Source organism: Pelorhabdus sp. sgz311002, assembly GCF_056134285.1.
This window is the reverse complement of the sequence record NZ_JBWBCL010000001.1, coordinates 203621-226322: the sequence shown is the minus strand read 5'-3', so window position 1 is coordinate 226322 and position 22702 is coordinate 203621. Positions and strand designations below refer to the sequence as shown.

The following is a 22702-nucleotide window of genomic DNA, read 5'->3' as shown; positions in this document are numbered from 1 at the left end:
AGGCAGCAGCGACTCCACAATAATTATTGGCGTGTTTACCTTACTTCACATTGGCATTAATGAAATCTACAATAGCTGAAGTAGGCGTTCCTGGGGTAAAGACTTCAGCCACACCGGCTGCTTTCAATCCAGGAATATCGGAATCAGGAATAACTCCGCCGCCAAGAACAAGAACATCGTTCATGCCCTTGTCTTTTAATAAAGCAATAACTTTCGGGAATAAATGGTTATGAGCGCCAGACAGAAGGCTAAGTGCAATAACCTGCACGTCTTCTTGCAAAGCAGCTTCTGCGATTTGTTCCGGAGTTTGGCGAAGTCCTGTATATACAACTTCAAAGCCGGCGTCGCGAAGAGCGCGGGCCACGACTTTGGCACCACGATCATGACCATCAAGACCTGGTTTTCCTACTAATACTCTGATATGTTTTTCCATCGTTGTCCCTCCTACCCTTCTTACAGATTGACATGCGCTTCGTATTCACCGAATACTTTACGCAGTACACCGCAAATTTCGCCAAGCGTTGCATAAGCACGAACTGCTTCCAAAATGAAAGGCATTAAGTTTACATGTTCGTCTTTTGCTTGTGTTTCCAGAGCTGCCAAGGCTTCCTGAACTTTTGCATTATCGCGTTTTGCTCTAAGATCAGCCAATTTTTTCTTCTGCAGTTCGCCAACGGAAGCGTCTACACGAAGAAGACCTTCTGGAGCTTTTTCTTCAACTTGGAATTTATTTACGCCTACAATGATGCGGTTGTTCTTTTCAACATCCATCTGCCATTTGTAAGCACTGTCTTGAATTTCTCTTTGAATATAGCCTTTTTCGATAGCAACAACAGCGCCGCCAATTTCATCGATTTTAGCAATATATTCCATAGCTTCTTTTTCGATCTGGTTAGTCAGGCTTTCTACATAGTAGGAGCCGCCCATTGGGTCAACCGTATCAGCAATGCCGCTTTCATAAGCAACAATCTGCTGTGTACGAAGAGCAACCTGTACGGAAGCTTCTGTAGGAAGAGCCAACGCTTCATCTTTAGAGTTCGTGTGCAGAGACTGCGTTCCGCCGATAACAGCAGCTGCCGTCTGCAAAGCAACACGAACAATATTGTTGTCAGTCTGCTGTGCAGTCAGCATGGAGCCAGCAGTCTGAGTGTGGAAACGAAGCATCATGGATTTTGGTTTTGTAGCTTTGAAACGGTCTTTCATGATGCGAGCCCAAATCCGGCGGGAAGCGCGGAATTTAGCAATTTCTTCGAAGAAGTTATTATGTGCATTCCAGAAGAAGGAAAGACGACCAGCAAAATCATCAACATTCAAGCCAGCTTTGATAGCAGCTTCTACATAAGCAATACCATCAGCGATAGTGAATGCGATTTCCTGTGCAGCAGTCGAGCCAGCTTCACGAATATGATAACCGGAAATGGAAATCGTATTCCAGGAAGGAACATTTTTCGAGCAATATTCAAATACGTTCGTAATTAAACGCATTGAAGGTTTTGGCGGGAAAATGTAAGTGCCGCGAGCAGCATATTCTTTCAGAATATCATTCTGAATCGTGCCTTTTAATTTGTCAGGAGTTACACCCTGTTTTTCTGCTACAGCAATATACATAGCCAACAAGATCGATGCAGGTGCATTAATCGTCATTGAAGTGGAAACTTTGCCAAGATCGATCTGATCAAACAAGATTTCCATGTCAGCTAAAGAGTCGATAGCAACGCCCACTTTACCAACTTCGCCTTCGGCTACTGCGTCATCAGAATCGTAACCGATCTGAGTCGGAAGGTCGAATGCGCAAGAGAGTCCAGTAGCACCCGATTCAATCAAGTAGCGATAACGTTTATTGGATTCTTCTGCTGTTGCGAAACCTGCATACATACGCATGGTCCAGAAACGGCCACGATACATAGTAGGCTGTACACCGCGAGTGTAAGGGAATTCCGAAGGGAAACCAAGGTCGGTTTCATAATCAAAACCCTCGATATCAAGCGGAGTGTAGAGGCGGTCTGCCAAAAGGTGTTTACGTTCTGGGCTTTTCGCAAGAGTTTTTTCAACTTTTGCTTCATAAGCTGCCAGTTTTTCTTTCATAGTGTCATTAGACATGTTCCAAATCCTCCTTTTCTATACTCTATTTCTTCATAGTGCCAGTTTCTTGGAACCGGCTATGCCAGGAAAGGGCTTCGCTCATGATATGAGGCGATTGAGCAAAACCTGTAGCTTTTTCAGCTCTTTCCAGGTAATCAAGAAGCATGGGTTGATAATCAGGATGCGCACAATTGTTGATAATCACACGAGCTCTTTCTTTTGGAGTCAGGCCGCGTACATCAGCTACGCCGCGTTCGGTGATAAACACATCCGTATCATGTTCCGTATGGTCAATGTGCGAGCACATTGGAACGATAGAAGAAATCGCTCCGCCTTTGGCTACGGAATTGGTAAAGAAGAAAGTCAAATAACCATTGCGGGCATAATCGCCAGAACCGCCAATGCCGTTCATGATTTTGCTGCCCATGATATGTGTAGAATTAACATGTCCATAAATATCGAACTCAATTGCCGTATTCATGGCAATAACGCCAAGGCGACGAGCAAGTTCAGGACTATTAGAAATTTCTTGAGGTCTAAGTAAAATCTTTTTGCGATATTCGCTAATATTGCTGTAGAAACGTTTCAGACCTTCTGGTGAAGGACTCAGAGAAGTACCTGAAGCGAAATCCAACTTTCCAGCGTCAATCAAGTCAAACATGCCATCTTGTACCACTTCAGTAAATACGGAGAGGTTTTCATAAGGCGAATCTACAAGACCGCAGATAACAGCATTTGCTACCGAGCCAACACCCGACTGCAGTGGCAGAAGGTTTTTAGGCATACGTCCTTGTTTGATTTCATGATTTAAGAATTCAATCAAATGAGCGCTCATTGCTTTAGCATCATCATCAATTTCAGCTAAAGGACGAACAGCATCAGGAATATCGCATGGAACGATGCAGGCAATTTTATCAATGCCGCAAGGAATATAAGGTGTTCCAATACGATCATCAGCTTTTTCCAAAGGAATCGCTTTTCTATGCGGTGGATCCAGTGGAATGTATACATCATGCATTCCTTCTAATTCAAGTGGCTGGCTCGTATTGACTTCAACAATAACGACATCAGCACTTTGTACATAGGAAGCAGCATTACCCATGGAAGTCGTAGGAATGAGATGACCTTCTTCGGTAATAGCGCAAACTTCCACAATAGCAACATCTACTTTGCCGCCTAAATAGCCATAACGAACCATTTGCGCCATATGGCTTAAATGAAGATCGCAATAGGCAATTTTACCAGCGTTAATTCCTTTGCGGATATCACCATTCGTTTGGTAAGGCATTCTTCTGGCAATCCCATTAACAGCAGCAAGAGCGCCGTCAAGTTCTTTACCAACAGAAGCACCTGTCCAAAGATTGATCTGAAAATGTTCCTGCTTCATTCTTTCCGCTAATGCCAAAGGTACAGCTTTCGGATAGCCGGCTGGAGTAAAACCGCTTGTACCGATATTCATACCAGGTTTAATCAAAGCAGCTGCTTCTTCGGCACTTACGATTTTCGAGTGCAGAGCGGTGTTACGAATGCGACTTTTAATGTCAATCATTCTTGTTCCCCCTATTCATTTTCATTAATTATAGTATTTTGTATTGTCAGCAAAACAATGCAAAATATGCCTAGGTTAAAAAGCTTTATCTTTGCCCCTATAAAATTCCAATTTTATAGTTTGTAGGCAAAATAAAAAGCGCCTAGTAAGTTTTGATAATAATTCTTCAAAACAAACTTTGGCGCAGCTTACTCAATTGTACAGCCGTTTGGGCAATACACCATAAGATGCTTCAGTTTGTGACGTTTTACTTTCAAAAAAGCCGCAACTTCTTCGTCCGTAAATATCCACTTATAAAAGAAACTCCGCATACTCGCTTTATATTTATTGTAATTCGCTATGCTTTTTCAATTTCCTTCTTACCAAACGCAATTTTTGAAAAAAATTTCAAAAATTACGTTTATTGCAAAAAGATATAGATTTTCACAATTTTCTTTCATTATGAATCAGGCAAAGCCCGCGTCAAATAATAAGATAAACTGCTCAAGCCGACGGAAAGATCTTCCGATACAAGCAACACATCTTCTGGAACTTCAATCTTAATGGGAGCAAAATTCCAGATTCCTTTTACACCAGCAGCAATCAATTGATCCGCCACAGCCTGCGCCTTATCAGCAGGTACAGTAATCACAGCAATATGAAGGGACTCAGCCGCTACTACCTTTTCAATTTCATCAATATGGCTCACTGAAACGCCTTTAATATTGAGACCTACCTTGCTATGGTCAATATCAAAAATCGCTTTAATATTGAAGCCAAGCGAAGAGAAGTTCGGGTAGTTGGCCAAAGCCCATCCCAAATGTCCTAAGCCGACAATAGCCATATTCCAGTTGCGATGAAGTCCTAAAATCTCACCAATATTGCGAATCAGTTCACGTACATAGTACCCCACGCCCTTTTTGCCAAACTGGCCAAAAGAGGCAAGGTCTTTCCGAATCTGCTCAGGCGTAACACCAATACGCCGCCCAAGCTCTTCTGACGATATGATTTCAAGTCCTTCCTGCTGGGTCAGTTTTAAGGTGCGAAAATAAAGAGGCAAACGATCAATTGTTGCTTTCGAAATAACAATGTGGCTTTTCAAAGAACTTCCTCCTTATCCATCCACTGCCCAATGACAGAAGAAGATTTCTGTCTTTTTCTACATTACTTATAATTTTCACATAGTCTGGCTATTTAGTCAAGCCTTTTCAAGAGTTTTCCAAAAAATCAACATTATAGCCAATATAAATCAAAACGCCTCGAAGAATACTTTCACACAAAATCACCGAAAGTATTCTCCAAGGCATGAAAAACATTATATAATTACACTTTCTGAAACTTAATCAAGCAAATCTAATTTTTGCGCCAACCACTTTGTTGTGCTTGCCTGAATGACAAGTGTAGCTAAAATAGCCATAAACGTAATCGCTGCAATAATATCAGCATATTGAATTCCCATCCCGATCAGCATGCCTGACAAGGCCGCCGGGATAACCCCTGTTTCTCGCGTCCAAAACATAAACAAGATTTCCTTCTTAGTCCACTCTGCTCTGCGATCAAAAATTACGCAAGCAAGAACCGCCAAGGGTCTGGCGACAAACATAAAGATGCCAATAATAATCATACCAGGAATCAAATACTGACAAACAATCGCAAAGTCCACATGGGTTCCCAGAAGAATAAAGATGATCATACGTAACAACAAAGATCCATTATTAAGGAAAGATTCAAAGTTCTCATGATGCTCTTTGGTCATATGCCAACCAAAAGCGTCTAGATTACCATAAATTAATCCAATTACAAAAACAGCCATAAAGCCGCTCGCCTCAAAATGCTCTGATGTTAGATAGGCAGCAATAATAACAGGCAGAATCAGAACTTGCGCATAGTCGCCAAATAAGAATCTCGCTTTATTGGAAATGATAAAGCCGGAAAGAAGGCCATAAACTACGCCAATGGCGATCCCGCCGCCAGCCATAATAAAAAACTTCATGATGCTTTCACCAGCAGAAACCTGCCCTGTTGCAATCATACCAAGGATCGCAAAGGTACAAATAGCGCCAGTGGCATCATTAAAAGCCGATTCACTAAGCACAGTCTGCGCTACTTTATCACGAATCTTAATCGATAAAAAGATAGGAACAAGTGTCGCCGGATCAGTAGAAGCAATAACTGCCGCTAATAAAAAAGCAAACATAAGATCAATCCCCAATGCCCACTGCGCCACAAATCCAACTATAAGAATCATAATGATTACAGCAAGAGTGGCCAGAAGCGACAAAGTAATCCAGGTCTTTTTTAGTACACCAAAACTAACACTTGTACCACCATGAAAGAGTAAAAAGGACGCACCAAGAATAAGCATGAATTGGTTTAACACCGATTCCGCCGGAACAACTACTAAATTAAGCCCTGGCGGGCCAATTAAAATACCGATAAGCAAAAATAAAACAACGTCAGGAATTTTGAAAAGATCGGCAACTTTAGCGGCAATCCCCCCGGCAAGAAACAACGCCGCAAAAATTGCTAAAGTATGTTTGGATATTTCGATAGCCTGTGACTCCATATTCTCCCCCTGAATAAAAACATTTTGCTTTATTGTAACACATAAAAAAGCATCAGAAAACTTTTAGCAGTTCGCTAAAGAGTTTTCTGATGCAAGATGATAAGTCAGCTGTTTTATTAACCTTTTTGTTGTGCCTTATAGTGGGTATGGAGCAAATGATGGGCTTTATCGCCTAAGGGTTCCCCTAAAAACTCTTCATATAATTCTTTAATACGAGGATTTTCATGGGATTTACGCAACACCATTGCTTCGTCACAGTCATAGATTGCTGCAATGCGCGCTTCTCTGACCTCTTTGGAAACAGGGTAAGGTTGTCCGCCACCGCCAATACAGCCGCCAGGACAAGCCATGACTTCAATAAAATGATACTTAGCCTCGCCTTGCCGGATTTTTTCAAGAAGCACTCGTGCATTGGCCAAGGAATGAGCCACAGCAACGCGAATCTCTAAGTCTTTTACTTTGACAATCGCTTCTTTAATTCCCTCCAGTCCCCGTACTGCTTTGTACTCTAGGTCAGGAAGGCTTTCCTGCGCCAGCACATCGGCAACAGTACGTAAAGCAGCTTCCATAACACCGCCGCTTGCACCAAAAATCACAGCCGCCCCAGTGGAGTCGCCAAGAGGATCATCAAACTCTTCTTCTGGCAAGGTGGCAAAATCAATACCAGCTTCTGTGATCATGCGCGCCAATTCCCGTGTCGTAAGCACCCAATCTACATCCTGATAGCCGCTTGATGCCATATCGGGCCGCAAAGCTTCTGCCTTTTTCGCTGTGCAAGGCATAATGGCGACAGAAATAATATCTTTAGGATCTGTTCCTGTTTTCTGAGCATAATAGGTCTTTACGATGGCGCCAAACATCTGCATCGGAGATTTCGCTGTTGATAAATGGCTGAGAAGATCACTGTAATTTTGCTCAATAAAATTAACCCAGCCGGGACTGCACGAAGTAATCATTGGCAAAACCCCGCCTTGCTTAATACGATGCAATAATTCGTGTCCTTCTTCCATTATCGTCAAATCAGCGCCGAAATCCGTATCAAAAACCTTGGCAAAACCAAGTCGTCTTAGCGCGGCTACCATTTTTCCTGTAGCAATAGAGGCTGTCGGTAAACCGAGTGCTTCCCCTAAAGCCACACGCACACTCGGAGCGGTTTGCACAACAACGTGTTTCGTCTTATCACTTAAAGAGTGCCAAACACCAGGCGTATCATCTTTTTCAATAATAGCAGCCGTTGGACAGACTGTTGCACACTGACCGCAAAGTGTACAGGCCACATCTCCCAATCCCAGCTCAAAAGCAGGCGCTACAATTGTCTTAAAGCCTCTATTGACAAAGCTATAGACGTTAACATCCTGTCTTTCGCTACAAACACGAACACACCGACCACATTTTATGCATTTTGACGGTTCACGGATCAGCGAAGGATTACTGGTATCTAACGGATATTCATTTTTTTCGCCACGAAACGGAATCTGGCGAATATTTAAATCAGCCGCAATTTTTTGCAGCTCGCACTTTTGATTTTTATAGCAAGATAAACAGTCGGACGGATGATTCGCTAGCAGCAACTCGACTACAGTCCGACGCGCTTCGCGAACATCGGCTGTGTTCGTATGAACAACAAGACCTTCACTGACTGGATAAACACAAGAAGCTACAAGAGTTCGCGCGCCTTCTACTTCTACCATACATACCCGGCAAGCCCCTGCCGGTCTAAGTTCCGGATGATGACACAAGCTAGGAACTTTTATGCCAAGCTGCTCGGCCGCCGCTAAAATAGTGCTGCCAGGCTCTACTACTATTTCCTTACCATCAATTGTCAGTCGAACTTTTTCCATACTCCTGTTTTCCCCCTTTCTTTATCCCTTCACAATTGCTTTAAAGGGACACTTTGTCATGCAAGCGCCACATTTAATACACTTACTGCCATCAATTTTATGAACGGATTTTAGTTCACCCGAAATCGCCTCTACCGGACAAACCTTTTTACAGAGACCACAGCCTTTACAGATTTCTTGAATCACGTAGCCCGAAAGTCGGCTGCATACTCCAGCGGTACAGCGTTTTTGCTTAATATGCGCTTCATATTCACTGCGAAAATACTTGAGTGTACTGAGAACAGGGTTCGGGGCCGTTTGACCGAGCCCACATAAAGCCGTTGCTTTAATATTTTTCGCCAAGGATTCTAAAAGTTCAATATCCCCTTCGACGCCTTTCCCTTCCGTGAGCCGGGTGAGAATTTCAAGCATCCGCTTGGTGCCTTCCCGGCAGGGCGTACACTTGCCGCAGGATTCACTTTGCGTAAAATGAACGAAGAATTTTGCTACATCAACCATGCAGGTATCTTCGTCCATAACGACAAGACCGCCTGACCCCATCATCGCGCCAACTTTTATTAAAGAATCGTAATCTACAGGTAAATCCAAAAGTTCCTCTGGCAAACAGCCGCCGGAGGGACCACCGATTTGCACCGCTTTAAATTTCTTCCCGTTTAGAATACCGCCGCCAATATCAAAAATGATCTCACGCATAGTAATTCCCATGGGAACTTCCGCCAGACCGGTATTATTAATTTTCCCAGTCAGAGCAAACACCTTGGTTCCCTTGCTCTTCTCGGTGCCGATCGCAGCATACCACTGACTACCGCGAACAATAATCTGCGGCACATTAGCAAAAGTCTCCACATTATTAATATTGGTTGGTTTACCCCATAAGCCGGAAATCGCTGGAAAAGGCGGCCGTGACCGTGGCATCCCCCGCTCACCTTCAATCGAAGCAAGCAAGGCCGTTTCTTCCCCGCAGACAAAAGCGCCAGCGCCCTCTTTAATCTTAATTTTAAAGGAAAAGCCAGAGTCAAAAATATTATCGCCTAATAAGCCCATGGCCTGAGCTTGCTCTATGGCAACTTTTAATCGTTTAATCGCGAGCGGATATTCTGCCCGTACGTATATATAGCCTTCTTGCGCGCCAATAGCGTAGCCACAAATAACCATTCCTTCAATCACTCGATGCGGATCGCCTTCGAGCACACTGCGATCCATAAAAGCGCCCGGATCGCCTTCGTCGGCGTTACAAACTACATATTTTTCTTTACCTGGTGCATTTTTGGCAAATTCCCATTTCACACCGGTAGGAAAACCGCCGCCGCCGCGCCCTCTAAGTCCCGCTTGTTTCATTTCGCTAACCACAGCCTCTGGCGTCATTAAAGTAAGCGCTTTTCCTAACGCTTCATAACCGCCTGCTGCAATATAATCTTCAATACATTCTGGATTAATATGGCCACAGTTTGCCAAGACCAGACGCATTTGTTTCTTATAAAAAACAATATCCTGATAATTGGGAATTTTCTCATGAGATAGCGGCTCACGATACAAAAGTCGTTCCACAATGCGACCTTTGTAAAGATGCGAGTCTACAATTTCCGCCACATCTTCTTCTTGCACGCGGCAGTAGAAGACTCCTTCGGGATAAACAATGACAAGAGGTCCCATTTCACAAAAGCCATGACAGCCTGTTTCGACAACTTTAACTTCCTTATTCAGGCCGCGGCGCTCTAACTCCCGCACAAAGGCAGCCTGTACTTTTTTCGAGCCGGAAGACACACAGCCGGTACCGGCACAAAGTAAGACGTGGGCTCTGATATGTTCCATAACTTCTCCTCCCGTTAGCCTTTTATTGTTCTATTTTAGCCACAACAAGTTCTTCCACAATTCGGCCGTTCACTACGTGTTCCGCCACAATTTTGGCCACATCTTCTGGTTTTACATTGCCATAGGTAATCCGCGGTTCTCCTGCTCGCACAACATCTACAAGCACTTCCTTCTCACACATGCCGATACAACCAGTTTGGCGTACCGATACATCATCAAGACGGCGCTTTGCCATTTCTTCTAATAAAGCTTTCATTACTTCTCTAGCGCCAGCGGCAATCCCGCATGTCCCCATGCCGATAATGACCTGCGTTTCACCTAGTTGGCGCACTTTGCGTTCACACTGCAGCTTCTCTCGTAATTTTCTCAGGTCTTCAAGCGTCTTCATGGCCTACACCTCCGTATAGTCGTTCATACTGTTCTTCTAAATATCGCGTCAGCCACTGTAATACATCAGGCTGCGTCAGGGATATACCGCCAAGAATTTCGTAAATCTCCTGTGAGGAAAGCGAAAAAGAACGTTCTTTCACACGATGCTGATAATAAAATCGCAAAGAAGGATTCGCAACAAGAATATTTAAAATAGTGTCTTTGATTTTTCCTAGCGGCGGACGATCTAAATGGTAATACTGATAGATTGCTGTTACAGTTGTCCCCGCACCGGGCTTTGACTCTATCTCAAGCGCTCCGCCCGCTCGGCTTGTAGACATTTCAATCAAGGACAGTCCCAGACCGATTTTTCGCGTATAGCGGCTTGTTACAAACGGGTTTCTAACGCACTCCAACTCCTGTCGACTCATGCCGCGACCATCGTCGGAAACAGACAGAAAAAATAAATCATTTGAGGGATCCTCTTGAATTGTAAGACTGATCTCTCCAGCACCAGCTTCCAAAGAATTTTGCACAAGGTCTAAAATATGCAGCGACAACTCACGCATAGTTACATATAGCGACCTAAAATTTCCGGAATCATTGCTGGCGTGAGTCGGCCATGGGTATCCTCATCAACCATCATAACTGGAGCTAACCCACAGGCGCCGATGCAGGCCACTGTTTCCAAAGTAAAGCGAAGATCATTCGTTGTTTGTCCTGCGTCAACCCGTAAATAATCTTCCAGTGCTTTTAATATCGCTTTGGCCCCGCGCACATGGCAGGCTGTTCCTTGACAGACGCGAATTACGTGGCGTCCTCGCGGATTTAAATGAAACTGTGAATAAAAGGTCACTACACCGTAAATCTGACTAATAGGAATTTGCATTTTTTCACTGATCCGAAGCAAAATATCTTTCGAAAGATAGCCGTAGACTTGCTGAATCTCCTGCAAAACAGGAATCAATGCCCCCTTAACCGACTGATAGCGTGCTAAAATTTCATCACACCGCGAAAAATCAATTTTTTGACCGCTACCGCCGCAACAGTTACTATGAGTAGATTCCATATACAAACCTCCCTTATAAATTAACTTTTCTAACTGTCTTATTTAAAATAGAGCGCTCCGACCACAGCTTCCCGCTAGAGCAAGCTTGATCTCCGCAATAGAAACCTTTTCTAAATACAAAGTTGTCCGAGGTCCCTGACAAAAATCTTCGAGTGAATGAGCATCGCTTGCCGTAACTAAAGGCCAATTTTGTAGATTAGAAAAAGCTTTTCTGGCCTCGTTAGCGCCAAAACGACGAGAAATTTCTAGCGCACTAAGCTGGAGTCCTTCTGGAATAAACCCTAATTGAGTTAACAAGCTGTACATAGGACGATCCACATGCGCCGCAATCGTGATTCCGCCAAGTTTTTCTACGGTTTCTGCAACTTCCGCTACAGTAAGATTTAAAGCATCAAGCAGCATTTCTTCTTTTACAGCAACAAATTCATCATACTGATCCACTATAAACTGCGCTCCGAGCTTTTCCTCATCATTGCGGCGGCCACTCCGATGGCTTGCTACGATCTGCTCCCAAGCGAGCAGCGGCGCAAGCGCATCAAACAAAACGAGAATATGGGCTTCTTCTTTTGTTTCTACTTCCATCCCCGGCAAGATCGTGACAGGTTTACCAGAAGCAGCCAATAATGCAGCTTTTACATTATCACAAGAATTGTGATCTGTAATTGCTAGAATATCGACTCCCATCGCTTCTGCTTGCAATACTAGATGATGTGGTGTCATTTCTACGGAAGCGCAAGGTGATAGCAACGTATGCACATGCAAATCAGCGGTAAAAGCCCTAAGCATTTGACTTTATCCCCAATTGATACAGGCGCCCCGCTACTTCATAGGCAGTAAGAGCTGTAGTAAACAACAGAACTTTTTCCTGCTCCGCTTTCTGTCTTGTTCCCTGTTCTACCGTAGCGCCGCCGGCTACAATCACTGCTGCCAAGTCGGCCAAAGAAGCGACAGCAACAATATTTTGATGAGATTGCATCGTAATCCATACAGCGCCGGCTTTCGCCTGACCCATTACATTACTTAAAAGATCGGATACAATCCCGCCAGTAATTTCTTGCAAAAAAAGTCCATCTTCCGCTACAGTAAGACAGTCCAGAGACAACTGTTCACACATTTCCCGAACAATCACTAGCGATCCCTTCTCTACTCCAAATTTTTTTTACCAAGCGAAGAAGGCATTTTTTCAGCTAGACCAATCATTTCCTGAGCTAGCTCCTTGACACGCTTGCGCAGTTTAAAAACACAATCGGCTTCGCTGGCGCTTCCCTGGGCAATATCTTCAGCAAGAGCCCGGCAGGTAGGGGAACCGCAGGACCCGCAATCAAGGCCTGGCAAACGACTCGAAATTTGATCAATCATTTCCACCTTATGCATCGCTTTAAAAATATCTTCATCAAGTTTCATCACATCAAGCGGTAAAATCGGCTTGCGACTTTTTACGTCAATTTCGTCTTGATCGTAAGTAGACCGTCCCTTTTTTCCTGCTTTTTGGTCTTCCTCACAACAAAGTTTCAATCGCTGTTTCAAACGATGTTTCGCCACGTAACGATTTTCCACCGTAAGCGGACCGCCAAGACAACCGCCGACACAAGCCAAACACTCTAAATAAGCTACATCATTGAGCTTGCCGATAGCAACTTGATCTAAAACATTAATCACACTGTGAATATCATGGACCAACAGCGAATCAACCTTACCAGCAATCCCTTCACCACCGGCGCTCTCATAGCCAACGCCAATCCACGAACTAATTTGACTAAATTCCTGCTGTGAATAAGCAGGAAGTATTTTTAAGAGTTCCCCATAGATCTTCAAAATGGAAATCGTACCGGAAAGCTCTGATTTATCGCGTCCCAAGGGGTTACTTACTGCCGTCATTTTAGCCGGACAGGGCGTAATGAACCAGATGCCGACCCGTCCTTTGTCGCTTCTTTCGTGCCGCAGCTTCCTGGCTAAGATCTCTTCTGGCGCATCAATTGGTACAATATGAGATACTAGTTCTGGGTACTTCACTTGAATCAACCGAATCACAGCCGGACAAACCGATGAAATAGCAGGTTGTTTTTTTCCCTGCTGCTGTAAGTAGTCGGCTATGGCTAATGCAGCAATTTCTACCCCTTCAGCCACTTCAACGACTTCCTGGAACCCGAGTTGTTTCAGACCCCATAGAATTGCCGCATGGCTAAATTCCATACCAAATTGACCATACAAAGCTGGTGACGGCAATGCAATATTATAGTCATAGTCCGCCAAAGCATTTAACCCATCGGTTATCGCTGTTTTAGCATGGGTCGGACAATGGCGTATACATTCACCGCAATCAATGCACCGTGAATGAATAATTCGCGCCTTGCCAAAGCGAATGCGTATCGCTTCAGTCGGGCAGCGCTTGGTACAACTAACACAACCTTTGCAACGGTTTGCTAAAAGCCTGACGGAATGTATTGCTGGCGTCCCGGTTATTTCATTCACTGCACACTCACCATCCTTTCCCATAGGAATCTATGCTTCTCGAATCTTATGATCAATAACAATATAAATTTTTGTCCCAACGCCGATTTCTGAAGAAATATCAAATTGATCAACGCAGCGGGAAATATTAGGAAGTCCCATACCCGCGCCAAAGCCCATTGCGCGAATATGGTCAGGCGCTGTTGAGTAACCTTCCTGCATGGCCAGTTCAATATCAGCAATACCAGGTCCCTCATCTTCCAGCGCTATCTCCGTTTTTTCCGGCGAAATAGACGCTTTCATCCAGCCGCGAAAAGCATGAATAATCACATTCATTTCCGCCTCATAGGCGCTAATGGCAATGCGGCGAATCACTTCGGAAGGCACTCCAATTTGCTGTAAAACCTGCTTGATTTTACTAGATGCCTCACCGGCGCTTTCAAATTTTGATCCACAAAGGGAAAACTCTAAACAAATTGCTTGTCCGTCAGACATCTTCTCTGCCCTCCTTTTTGGCCGCGTCCTTGTCCACAGCCAGCTTGATAAAGACGGCCGCAGGCTTCATAAAGCGGTAGCTCTGTTGCTAAGAGCGGTAGTTGATTCAGGTAGGCTAGTTTAAGAACTTCTCCGCCAGGACGTTTTCCTCGCACAAAAACAATACCAATTAAGTCACTCATCTCGGCAGTACGAATCACTTGAATATTAGTAAGTCCCGTAAGTAAAAGAGTATTTTCGTGCGTAAAAGCCAGAACGTCACTCATTAAATCAGCGCCGCAAACACTATCGACTTCGCGACTTAACCATTCTCCGCCGCAAAGCACTTCCGCCGCTAATATTTCTACTACCTGCTGTAACTTCACTCGCCTGCCACCTCCATTGCGCAATTAGTGTGAATAAATCATTAAATGAGAAATTTCACATAATAAATTGCAAAAAATTAGAGGACGCATTGTCCTCATTGTAATCAAATGCTTTCGCTTTTTAGTTGCTCTACAAGGTATGGTAACTAAATTTATCAGATTACCTTGTAAGTAATTCGAAAAAAAAGAAGAAAATCCTGCTTAAAATCAAAAATGTAAACAAAATTATTTTGTTTTTTGTATTATTTATCCTGAAGTGTTAAGCAATCAATTCGTCGACTCAGTCGCCATGATTGCACAATGAGAGCATTCAGGAACCAAAATAACATGGACATCTGAATATTAAAGAGAGTATAGTCAGTAAATCCGCTGATCACAAGCGCTAAAAAAGCGGCTAATACGCCAAGCATCAAACCAGCAATATAGGGATCACGACTTTCTTTGCATAACACCAGCGCCAACTTACCGTGACCATAAAAGAAAGCCATAAAACATAAGAAACCAGGCACGCCAATCTCAGCGGCAATATTTAAGTACATGTTATGAGCATGAAAAATCTTCCCTGCTACAACATAAAAATCATAAGCCGGATAGACCAGATAGTAAGCGCCCCAACCAATCCCCAAGAGCGGATGATCTAAAATCATATACCAAGTGCTTTCCCATAGGGCCAAACGCAGACTGGAAGAACTATCTATCGTCGGATTTAAAACAGAAAGCAATCGTTCTAGCACACCATTATGGGCGAAAAAGATCAATAAAGGAACAAATAAAATAAGCCATAAAATTTTTCGATTATACCACCAGCCAAAGGCGGCAAAAACGGCAAACAGACTAATCCAAGCGCCCCGCGAATAGGTCATAACCAGACAAGCGCCAGAAGCAGCAACAAGCAAAAACAAAGCACTTTTATATTTACGATCCGGTGCATAAAAGCCAAGACCGCTAGCAACGGCCATAATGGTAACAAGAAAAAACGCTAACAGATTCGGATTTTTCAACGTGGAAAAAACCCTCACTTTTAAATCAGGAAACTGCGCATCGTCCACCCATTGAAACGCCGAGATATCTACGCCAAAAATATACTGATAATAACCATACAAATTGACAAAAAAAGCCGAAAAGAGCAGTACGGCTACCAAGCGTTTTACTTGATCTAAAGAATGAACATTATGTACAACTAGATAATAGATCAGCAAATATCGACCCATTAGATTATAATAATTGTAAAAACTAAACCCCACGTCAGGCGAACCCCATACAGAGGCAAACGAAAAAAGCGTTAAAAACCCAATAATCAAATCAAACGGGGTCGACCGAAGCAACCACTTGCGACGATACAATAATTTTACTAACCATAGGCCGAACGATCCCATCAAACAGTAAGTTGTTAAATCTAAGGACAGCGGCAAAAAAAACACAACAAGAATTAAAGAATATTCAATATATTGATCAAGCGAATAAAAAAAACGGTGTATGAAATTTTCCTTACACACATTGTCACCTTTACCATTTCAGTTTTGTATTACATAAAGCGAGCCAACCTCATTATAACGAAGCTGGCTCACTTTGTCTACTGACAGTATTGTCTTGCTTCACCGATTAAATAAAGCGAACCGGCAATACAAACAACCCGATCCTTTTCAGCCCAATTACGGGCTAGTTCTAAGGCTTTTGGTATTGTAGCAGCTACTTGAATCTGCTCACTATGTAGCTTGGTGAACTTGGTAATAAAGTCTGCTACGGCCTCTGCGTCACAGGCTCGCTCAGAAATTGGCTCAGTTACAACAACACGGTCATCTGGCTCAATTAAATCAGCAACCATCTCAGCGATATTCTTGTCACGCAAAATTCCCAAAACAAAGACAAAGCGGCGTCCAGGAAAATATTCAGCCAGGGTATTTTTCAATACCTGAATTCCTGCTGGATTATGAGCTCCGTCAAAAATCATAACAGGTTCGCCAGGAATAATCTCAAAACGCCCTGGCCATTTCGCCATGGCAAAGCCAGCTTGCAGGCTTTCTAAAGAAATGCGCTGCTCCTGTTTTGCTAAAAGCAACAGCGCTGCCGCCGCCACAGCCCCATTTTGCGCTTGATGATGACCAAGAAGCGATAATTCTAGGCAAAATTTCTTTCCCCAACAATTTACTGCTAGCTTCTGACGCTCTTGCGAACGATCTAAAATCTTAACTGAAAAATCCCTATCTAATGAGTAAAGCGCGCTGCCAAGCTTTTCAGCTTTCGCGGCAATGACTTCAAGGGCAGGACTGACAGCTGCTGTAACGACAGGCCGTCCGGCCTTGATAATTCCCGCCTTATGAGCAGCGATCGCTTCAACAGTATCACCGCAGCGATCCATATGTTCTAAGGACACATTCGTAATGACTGACACTTCAGGAATAATGACATTCGTGGAATCTAACAGACCGCCGAGCCCTACTTCAATGACAGCATACTCAACGCCTTTTTCAGCAAATAAATAAAAAGCCGCTGCTGTAAGCACTTCAAATTCGGTAGGATGCTCTAATCCTAAGTCAACCATTTGCTGTACAAACTTCGCTGTATGAAAAATAGCTGCAGCAAAATCATCTTCCGAAACGTTCTTTCCACCAAGCTTCATTCGCTCACAATAAGAGTGAAGATGCGGCGACGTATAAAGTCCGGTACGAATGCCGCTTGCCTGAAGACTTGCGGCAATCAGGGTCGAAGTTGACCCTTTGCCATTTGTTCCAGTTACGTGAATGGTGCGATATTTTTGCTGCGGATTTCCCATCAGTTCCGTCAGTTTTTGAATCCGCTCTAACCCAAGCTGACTGCCAAATTTACCGAGCGATTCTAAATAGGCAAGGGCTGCTGCATAATCCATGCTTCTTGCATCCTCCTATCCACAAAATCAGACTTATAAAGTATCTAAATAAGCAAGCCGCTCTGCGACAGCTGCTTTTTGCTGCTCATAGCCTGCCAGCTTTTCTTTTTCTTTGGCCACAACGTCGGCTGGTGCTTTGGCCATAAAGCCGGCATTATTTAATTTCCCTTCAATACGAGCGACTTCTTTATTCAAGTTTGCCAATTCTTTCGCAAGTCGCGCTGTTTCTTTTTCCACATCAATCAGGCCTTTTAAGGGCAGGAAGATTTCCAGACCAGCTACGACTGCGGTCATGGCATTTTCTGGTTTTACAGCCTCTGGCGCAAGAATCGTTAAGGACTCAGCGCCTGCCAAGGTATAAAGGTAACCTTTATTGATCGTAAAAGTTGCTTCTAACGATGAATCGGCAAGTTTCAAGATAATATCGCACTTTTTCCCTGGCGCTACATTGACTTCAGCCCGCATATTCCGTACGGCTTTGATCGTATCCATGACAGCTGCCATCTCTTTTTCTGCCGCCAAATCGATTCCTTCTGCCTCCACTTTTGGCCAAGGAGCAACCATAATACTCTTGCCTTCATGAGGCAGAGTCTGCCAAATGGCTTCTGTAATGAATGGCATAAAGGGATGAAGCAATTCTAGCGTGCCGCGCAACACCTTGCACAGGACATATTGCGCTGTTTTGCGGCTTTCTTCTGTTTCTTTGCCATACAAACGATTTTTGGCTAATTCAATATACCAATCGCAAAATTCACTCCAGATAAAATCATAGAGGAGTCGACCGGCTTCGCCAAGTTCAAAATTCTCCAGATTTTCCGTTACTGTTTTTACTGTCTGGTTATAACGGCTTAAGATCCACTTATCAGCCAGCGTAAATTCCTGCGGCACAAAGTTCGCATCAAAGCCTTCTAGGTTCATTAACATAAAGCGAGAGGCGTTCCAAATTTTATTGGCAAAATTTCTGGTAGATTCGACTCTTTCCCAGTAAAAACGCATATCATTGCCTGGCGTATTACCAGTAATAAGCATAAAGCGTAGCGTGTCAGCGCCGTATTTTTCAATAACTTCCAGAGGATCAATGCCATTGCCAAGAGATTTACTCATTTTACGGCCCTGATCATCTCGCACGAGACCGTGAATGAAGACATGTTTAAAGGGAATTTCCTGCTGGAAAGCCAGTCCCATCATGATCATTCTAGCCACCCAGAAGAAAATGATATCATAGCCTGTTACCAAAACGCTGGTGGGATAAAATTGTTTTAGTTCAGCAGTGTCGTCCGGCCAGCCCATCGTGGAAAAGGGCCATAACGCAGAGCTAAACCAAGTATCAAGCACATCAGGATCTTGCTCGACTTTGCCGCCGCAATGAGGACAAACAGTCAGATCGTCGCGAGAAACGCTAGTTTTACCGCAGCTTTCACAATACCAGGCGGGAATGCGGTGACCCCACCAGAGTTGACGAGAAATGCACCAATCGCGAATATTTTCCAACCAATTGCAGTAAATTTTCGTAAACCGTTCTGGTACAAATTCAATATTTCCGCCAGTAACTGCATCAATAGCCGGTTTAGCCAGCGGCTCCATTTTAACAAACCATTGCTTCGATACTAGCGGTTCAACGACGGTTGAACATCTTTGGCAGTGGCCTACCGAATGATTGTGCTCCTCAATCTTTACTAAGCAGCCCATTTCTTTTAGATCAGCCAGTAAGGCTTTCCGACATTCATAACGATCCATTCCGGCATATTTGCCAGTTTCTGCTGCCATAGTGCCATTAGGATTGATCACAATATATTCCGGCAAATGATGACGTTGACCCATTTCAAAGTCATTAGGGTCATGAGCCGGTGTAATTTTTACGGCGCCAGTACCAAAAGACGGATCAACATATTCATCAGCAATAACCGGCAGTAAGCGGCCGACAACAGGCAAAATGAGATTTTTTCCAATCAGGTCTTTATACCGCGCGTCGTCAGGATGAACCGCTACAGCACTATCGCCTAAAAGTGTTTCTGGCCGCGTTGTAGCAATCGTTAAACCGCCGTTTCCATCTTCAGCCGCATAGAAAACATGATATAAATTGCCTGGTTTTTCTTCATGTTCCACTTCGATATCGCTTAAAGCCGTATTACAACGAGGGCACCAATTGGTAATACGGTGACCTTGATAAATTAAACCTTGCTCATAGAGATTAACAAATACTTCTCTTACCGCCTTAGAACAACCTTCATCAAGAGTAAAACGCTCTCTGTCCCAGTCGCAGGAAGCGCCAAGACGCTTAAGCTGATGAATAATATCGCCGCCGAACTGCTTTTTCCAGTCCCATACGCGGTCGACAAAAGCTTCACGCCCTAGATCGTAGCGACTTTTTCCTTCTTCCTTTGCCAACATTTCTTCTACTTTGATCTGCGTAGCAATACCGGCATGGTCTGTCCCTGGCATCCATAGCGTATTATAGCCCTGCATGCGCCGGAAGCGAATTAAAATATCTTGAAGTGTATTATCAAGCGCATGGCCCATATGCAATTTTCCTGTTACATTCGGTGGTGGTATGACCATACTGAATGGCGCTTTTTCTGGCTCTACTTCTGCATGAAAGAAACCTTCTTCTTGCCAATAATCATACCATTTTTGTTCAAACTCCGCAGGATTGTAAACCGTAGGAAGTGTTTTCTCTTCTGTGTTCAACGTGATAGCCTCCTTAGACTCAATAAAAATAAAAAACCCTTTCATCCCAAAGGACGAAAGGGTTATCTTTCGCGGTACCACCTTACTTTCCGGTGTAAACCGGACACTCTCCTTGTCGTAACGGGACAAAACCGGCCAGGCCTACTATTCGTTCAGCGCGGCAACTCCTGGATGACCTTCGAAAGCTTCTAAGTTAAGATCTCTCAGCCAAGGATCTTATTTCTGTGTCTTACTAAGCAATCTACTCTTCCATTCACTGTAGTTATGTTCATTCGATTCGTTATTATCTTATCGAATCGATCGATTCTTGTCAAGCACAAGCAAAACCTTATTAGGCTTTGCGTTTTTCCGCCAAGTACTGATCCATGGCTGCTGCCGCTTTTTTCCCGGCACCCATCGCTAAAATAACAGTAGCAGCGCCTGTCACAATATCACCGCCAGCAAAGACGCCGTCACGAGACGTTTGGCCGGTCTCTTCATTCGCTACGATATTGCCGCGCTTATCCGTATCAAGACCTGTCGTTGTAGACTGCACCAGCGGATTCGGTCCCTGACCAATGGCAATAATAACCACATCAACATCAAGAACAAATTCCGATCCTGGTACTTCAACCGGACGACGACGGCCACTGGCGTCTGGTTCACCCAGCTCCATTTTTACACATTTCAAGCCGGAAACCCAACCATCTTGGCCCATAACTTCCTGCGGATTCGTAAGAAGCGCAAATTCCACGCCTTCTTCTTTCGCATGATGGACTTCTTCTAAACGAGCTGGCATTTCTTCTTCGGAACGACGATACACAATATAGGAATGGTCAGCCCCGAGGCGCAATGCCGTTCTAGCTGCATCCATAGCTACATTACCGCCGCCGATAACTGCTACTTTCTTGCCGACATGAATCGGTGTAGCTGCTTGCGGGAATTGATAGGCTTTCATCAGATTGCAACGAGTCAAAAATTCATTGGCGGAATACACGCCATTCAAGTTTTCACCAGGCATTTTCATAAAATGCGGTAACCCAGCGCCTGTGCCGATAAACACGGCGTCAAAGCCTTCTTCTTCCATAAGCTCATCAACAGTATAAGTACGACCGATTACCGTATTGACTTCAATTTTTACGCCAAGTTGTTTCAGCGTGTCAATTTCTTTTTGAACAATTTCTTTTGGCAGACGGAATTCAGGAATGCCATACATCAAAACACCGCCTGGCGCATGAAGCGCTTCAAAGATCGTCACTTCATAGCCGAGCTTCGCCAGATCACCAGCGGCGGTCAGACCAGCAGGGCCTGCGCCAACAATGGCAACTTTCTGATTCTTCGGTTCAGCGGCTTTCACCGGAGCTGCCTCGCCATGGGTTCTGGCATAGTCAGCTACATAACGTTCCAAACGACCAATTGCTACAGCTTCCCCTTTTTTCGCCAAAACGCAATATTTTTCACACTGTTCTTCCTGCGGACAAACACGGCCGCAGACTGCAGGCAGACTGCTGAAGGATTTAAGGCTCTGTGCAGAGCCTTCCAAATCATCATCGCGCAGTTTTTTAATAAAATCAGGAATGTTAATTTGAACAGGACAGCCTTGGCGACAAGGCGATGTTTTGCATTGCAGACAACGGTCCGCTTCCGCTTTGGCGTCTTCTGCATTATATCCTAAAGAAACTTCAGAAAAATTCTTTGCGCGAACTTTCGGATCTTGTTCTGGCATGGGGTGTTTCTTCATTACCGGTGACAATGACATTCGCTCCTTCCGCTTTCACAACTTTTCTTTTCCTGAGGCAAATACATTTTTTGACGAGCAATTAGATTGGCAAAATCTACTTTATGGGCATCAAATTCGGGGCCATCAACACAGGCGAATTTATTCTCATCACCTACAGCTACACGGCAACCGCCGCACATTCCTGTGCCATCAACCATAATTGGATTCAAGCTGACTACAGTATGAATACCATAAGGGCGTGTTACTTCAGCTACGCCGCGCATCATAACAACGGGGCCAATTGCCATAACTTCAGCAATTTTTTCGCCTTCATCAATTAAACGTTTCAAAACATCCGTAACAAAGCCTTTTACGCCTTTTGAACCATCATCAGTCGTAACATAAAGCTCATCACTTACATTTTTCATTTCATCTTCGAAAATTAAAAGATCTTCATTTCTAGCACCAATAATCGAAATAACCCGATTTCCCGCTTCTTTCATGGCGCGAGCAATGGGGTATACCGGTGCAACACCGATGCCGCCGCCGACACAAACGACAGTACCAAAATTTTGAATATCCGTCGGTTTACCCAAAGGGCCGGCAATATCAAGCAGTGAATCGCCTTCTTCTAATTGACCGAGTTGTTGGGTCGAAGCGCCCACTTCTTGAAACAGAAGGCTAATCGTTCCTTTTTCTCTGTCAAAATCGGCAATCGTGAGCGGAATACGCTCGCCTTCTTCGTCTATTCGAATAATTACAAACTGACCGGGATGGCACTTCTGCGCAATCCGCGGCGCATCCATAGCATATTGTTTTACGCTAGGAGACAGAACTTTTTTTTCTACAATCTTAAACATAAAACCCCTCC

At 44.1% G+C, this 22702-nt stretch carries 20 protein-coding genes and 1 other annotated feature; all 20 genes read right to left on the bottom strand.

Annotation, left to right across the window (positions count from 1 at the left end; genetic code table 11):
• Positions 1-40 precede the first annotated feature (40 nt).
• Positions 41-433: a cobalamin B12-binding domain-containing protein gene (locus AC0NJP_RS01115; RefSeq protein WP_474038067.1), complete on the bottom strand. Its 393-nt coding sequence runs from the start codon at positions 431-433 to the stop codon at positions 41-43.
• 20 nt (positions 434-453) lie between these two features.
• On the bottom strand, positions 454-2100 hold the full coding sequence (locus tag AC0NJP_RS01110) for an acyl-CoA mutase large subunit family protein (protein ID WP_474038066.1): 1647 nt from the start codon (positions 2098-2100) through the stop codon (positions 454-456).
• 25 nt (positions 2101-2125) lie between these two features.
• Positions 2126-3631, bottom strand: coding sequence for an acetyl-CoA hydrolase/transferase family protein (locus tag AC0NJP_RS01105; RefSeq protein WP_474038065.1), 1506 nt, complete (start codon positions 3629-3631; stop codon positions 2126-2128).
• Positions 3632-4070: 439 nt separating this feature from the next.
• On the bottom strand, positions 4071-4712 hold the full coding sequence (locus tag AC0NJP_RS01100; RefSeq protein ID WP_474698506.1) for a redox-sensing transcriptional repressor Rex: 642 nt from the start codon (positions 4710-4712) through the stop codon (positions 4071-4073).
• Between the two features lie 237 nt (positions 4713-4949).
• A complete protein-coding gene (locus AC0NJP_RS01095) occupies positions 4950-6176 on the bottom strand; it encodes a cation:proton antiporter (RefSeq protein ID WP_474698505.1) in 1227 nt (408 codons plus the stop codon).
• 116 nt (positions 6177-6292) lie between these two features.
• A complete protein-coding gene (locus tag AC0NJP_RS01090; protein WP_474698504.1) occupies positions 6293-8017 on the bottom strand; it encodes an NADH-dependent [FeFe] hydrogenase, group A6 in 1725 nt (574 codons plus the stop codon).
• A 21-nt stretch (positions 8018-8038) separates the two neighbouring features.
• Complete coding sequence (nuoF, locus tag AC0NJP_RS01085; RefSeq protein WP_474038060.1) at positions 8039-9829, bottom strand: NADH-quinone oxidoreductase subunit NuoF; 1791 nt, start codon at positions 9827-9829, stop codon at positions 8039-8041.
• Between the two features lie 22 nt (positions 9830-9851).
• Entirely contained in the window at positions 9852-10217 is a 366-nt protein-coding gene (locus AC0NJP_RS01080; protein ID WP_474038059.1) for a (2Fe-2S) ferredoxin domain-containing protein, read from the bottom strand.
• A complete protein-coding gene (locus AC0NJP_RS01075; RefSeq protein WP_474038058.1) occupies positions 10204-10767 on the bottom strand; it encodes an ATP-binding protein in 564 nt (187 codons plus the stop codon). Before AC0NJP_RS01075 ends, AC0NJP_RS01080 begins: the two co-directional genes overlap by 14 nt.
• A gap of 2 nt (positions 10768-10769) precedes the next feature.
• Positions 10770-11267 (bottom strand): NADH-quinone oxidoreductase subunit NuoE, encoded by a 498-nt coding sequence (gene nuoE / locus AC0NJP_RS01070; protein ID WP_474038057.1) that lies wholly within the window; start codon positions 11265-11267, stop codon positions 10770-10772.
• A 42-nt stretch (positions 11268-11309) separates the two neighbouring features.
• Positions 11310-12053, bottom strand: coding sequence for a PHP domain-containing protein (locus tag AC0NJP_RS01065; protein WP_474698503.1), 744 nt, complete (start codon positions 12051-12053; stop codon positions 11310-11312).
• Complete coding sequence (locus tag AC0NJP_RS01060) at positions 12046-12396, bottom strand: serine kinase (protein WP_474698502.1); 351 nt, start codon at positions 12394-12396, stop codon at positions 12046-12048. The genes AC0NJP_RS01065 and AC0NJP_RS01060 overlap by 8 nt, the downstream gene beginning before the upstream one ends.
• A gap of 14 nt (positions 12397-12410) precedes the next feature.
• Positions 12411-13763: a [Fe-Fe] hydrogenase large subunit C-terminal domain-containing protein gene (locus AC0NJP_RS01055; RefSeq protein ID WP_474698501.1), complete on the bottom strand. Its 1353-nt coding sequence runs from the start codon at positions 13761-13763 to the stop codon at positions 12411-12413.
• Positions 13764-13769: 6 nt separating this feature from the next.
• Positions 13770-14213: an ATP-binding protein gene (locus tag AC0NJP_RS01050; protein WP_474038052.1), complete on the bottom strand. Its 444-nt coding sequence runs from the start codon at positions 14211-14213 to the stop codon at positions 13770-13772.
• Positions 14186-14578, bottom strand: coding sequence for a DRTGG domain-containing protein (locus tag AC0NJP_RS01045; protein ID WP_474038050.1), 393 nt, complete (start codon positions 14576-14578; stop codon positions 14186-14188). Before AC0NJP_RS01045 ends, AC0NJP_RS01050 begins: the two co-directional genes overlap by 28 nt.
• Positions 14579-14820: 242 nt before the next feature.
• Positions 14821-16074 (bottom strand): O-antigen ligase family protein, encoded by a 1254-nt coding sequence (locus tag AC0NJP_RS01040; RefSeq protein WP_474698500.1) that lies wholly within the window; start codon positions 16072-16074, stop codon positions 14821-14823.
• 77 nt (positions 16075-16151) lie between these two features.
• On the bottom strand, positions 16152-17444 hold the full coding sequence (locus AC0NJP_RS01035) for a bifunctional folylpolyglutamate synthase/dihydrofolate synthase (protein ID WP_474698499.1): 1293 nt from the start codon (positions 17442-17444) through the stop codon (positions 16152-16154).
• 33 nt (positions 17445-17477) lie between these two features.
• Positions 17478-20132: a valine--tRNA ligase gene (locus AC0NJP_RS01030; protein ID WP_474698498.1), complete on the bottom strand. Its 2655-nt coding sequence runs from the start codon at positions 20130-20132 to the stop codon at positions 17478-17480.
• A 46-nt stretch (positions 20133-20178) separates the two neighbouring features.
• Positions 20179-20398 (bottom strand) — a binding site (T-box leader).
• 65 nt (positions 20399-20463) lie between these two features.
• Positions 20464-21870, bottom strand: a complete 1407-nt coding sequence (gene gltA, locus AC0NJP_RS01025) for an NADPH-dependent glutamate synthase (RefSeq protein WP_474038045.1) — start codon at positions 21868-21870, stop codon at positions 20464-20466.
• Positions 21852-22691: a sulfide/dihydroorotate dehydrogenase-like FAD/NAD-binding protein gene (locus AC0NJP_RS01020; RefSeq protein WP_474038044.1), complete on the bottom strand. Its 840-nt coding sequence runs from the start codon at positions 22689-22691 to the stop codon at positions 21852-21854. Before AC0NJP_RS01020 ends, gltA begins: the two co-directional genes overlap by 19 nt.
• Positions 22692-22702 lie beyond the last annotated feature (11 nt).

Excerpts from the sequence above, each read along its gene's own strand:
- AC0NJP_RS01115 (WP_474038067.1), bottom strand. The coding sequence starts at position 433 with ATGGAAAAACATATCAGAGTATTAGTAGGAAAACCAGGTCTTGATGGT.
- AC0NJP_RS01110 (WP_474038066.1), bottom strand. The coding sequence starts at position 2,100 with ATGTCTAATGACACTATGAAAGAAAAACTGGCAGCTTATGAAGCAAAA.
- AC0NJP_RS01105 (WP_474038065.1), bottom strand. The coding sequence starts at position 3,631 with ATGATTGACATTAAAAGTCGCATTCGTAACACCGCTCTGCACTCGAAA.
- AC0NJP_RS01095 (WP_474698505.1), bottom strand. The coding sequence starts at position 6,176 with ATGGAGTCACAGGCTATCGAAATATCCAAACATACTTTAGCAATTTTT.
- AC0NJP_RS01090 (WP_474698504.1), bottom strand. The coding sequence starts at position 8,017 with ATGGAAAAAGTTCGACTGACAATTGATGGTAAGGAAATAGTAGTAGAG.
- nuoF (WP_474038060.1), bottom strand. The coding sequence starts at position 9,829 with ATGGAACATATCAGAGCCCACGTCTTACTTTGTGCCGGTACCGGCTGT.
- AC0NJP_RS01080 (WP_474038059.1), bottom strand. The coding sequence starts at position 10,217 with ATGAAGACGCTTGAAGACCTGAGAAAATTACGAGAGAAGCTGCAGTGT.
- AC0NJP_RS01075 (WP_474038058.1), bottom strand. The coding sequence starts at position 10,767 with ATGCGTGAGTTGTCGCTGCATATTTTAGACCTTGTGCAAAATTCTTTG.
- nuoE (WP_474038057.1), bottom strand. The coding sequence starts at position 11,267 with ATGGAATCTACTCATAGTAACTGTTGCGGCGGTAGCGGTCAAAAAATT.
- AC0NJP_RS01065 (WP_474698503.1), bottom strand. The coding sequence starts at position 12,053 with ATGCTTAGGGCTTTTACCGCTGATTTGCATGTGCATACGTTGCTATCA.
- AC0NJP_RS01055 (WP_474698501.1), bottom strand. The coding sequence starts at position 13,763 with ATGGGAAAGGATGGTGAGTGTGCAGTGAATGAAATAACCGGGACGCCA.
- AC0NJP_RS01050 (WP_474038052.1), bottom strand. The coding sequence starts at position 14,213 with ATGTCTGACGGACAAGCAATTTGTTTAGAGTTTTCCCTTTGTGGATCA.
- AC0NJP_RS01035 (WP_474698499.1), bottom strand. The coding sequence starts at position 17,444 with ATGGATTATGCAGCAGCCCTTGCCTATTTAGAATCGCTCGGTAAATTT.
- gltA (WP_474038045.1), bottom strand. The coding sequence starts at position 21,870 with ATGTCATTGTCACCGGTAATGAAGAAACACCCCATGCCAGAACAAGAT.
- AC0NJP_RS01020 (WP_474038044.1), bottom strand. The coding sequence starts at position 22,691 with ATGTTTAAGATTGTAGAAAAAAAAGTTCTGTCTCCTAGCGTAAAACAA.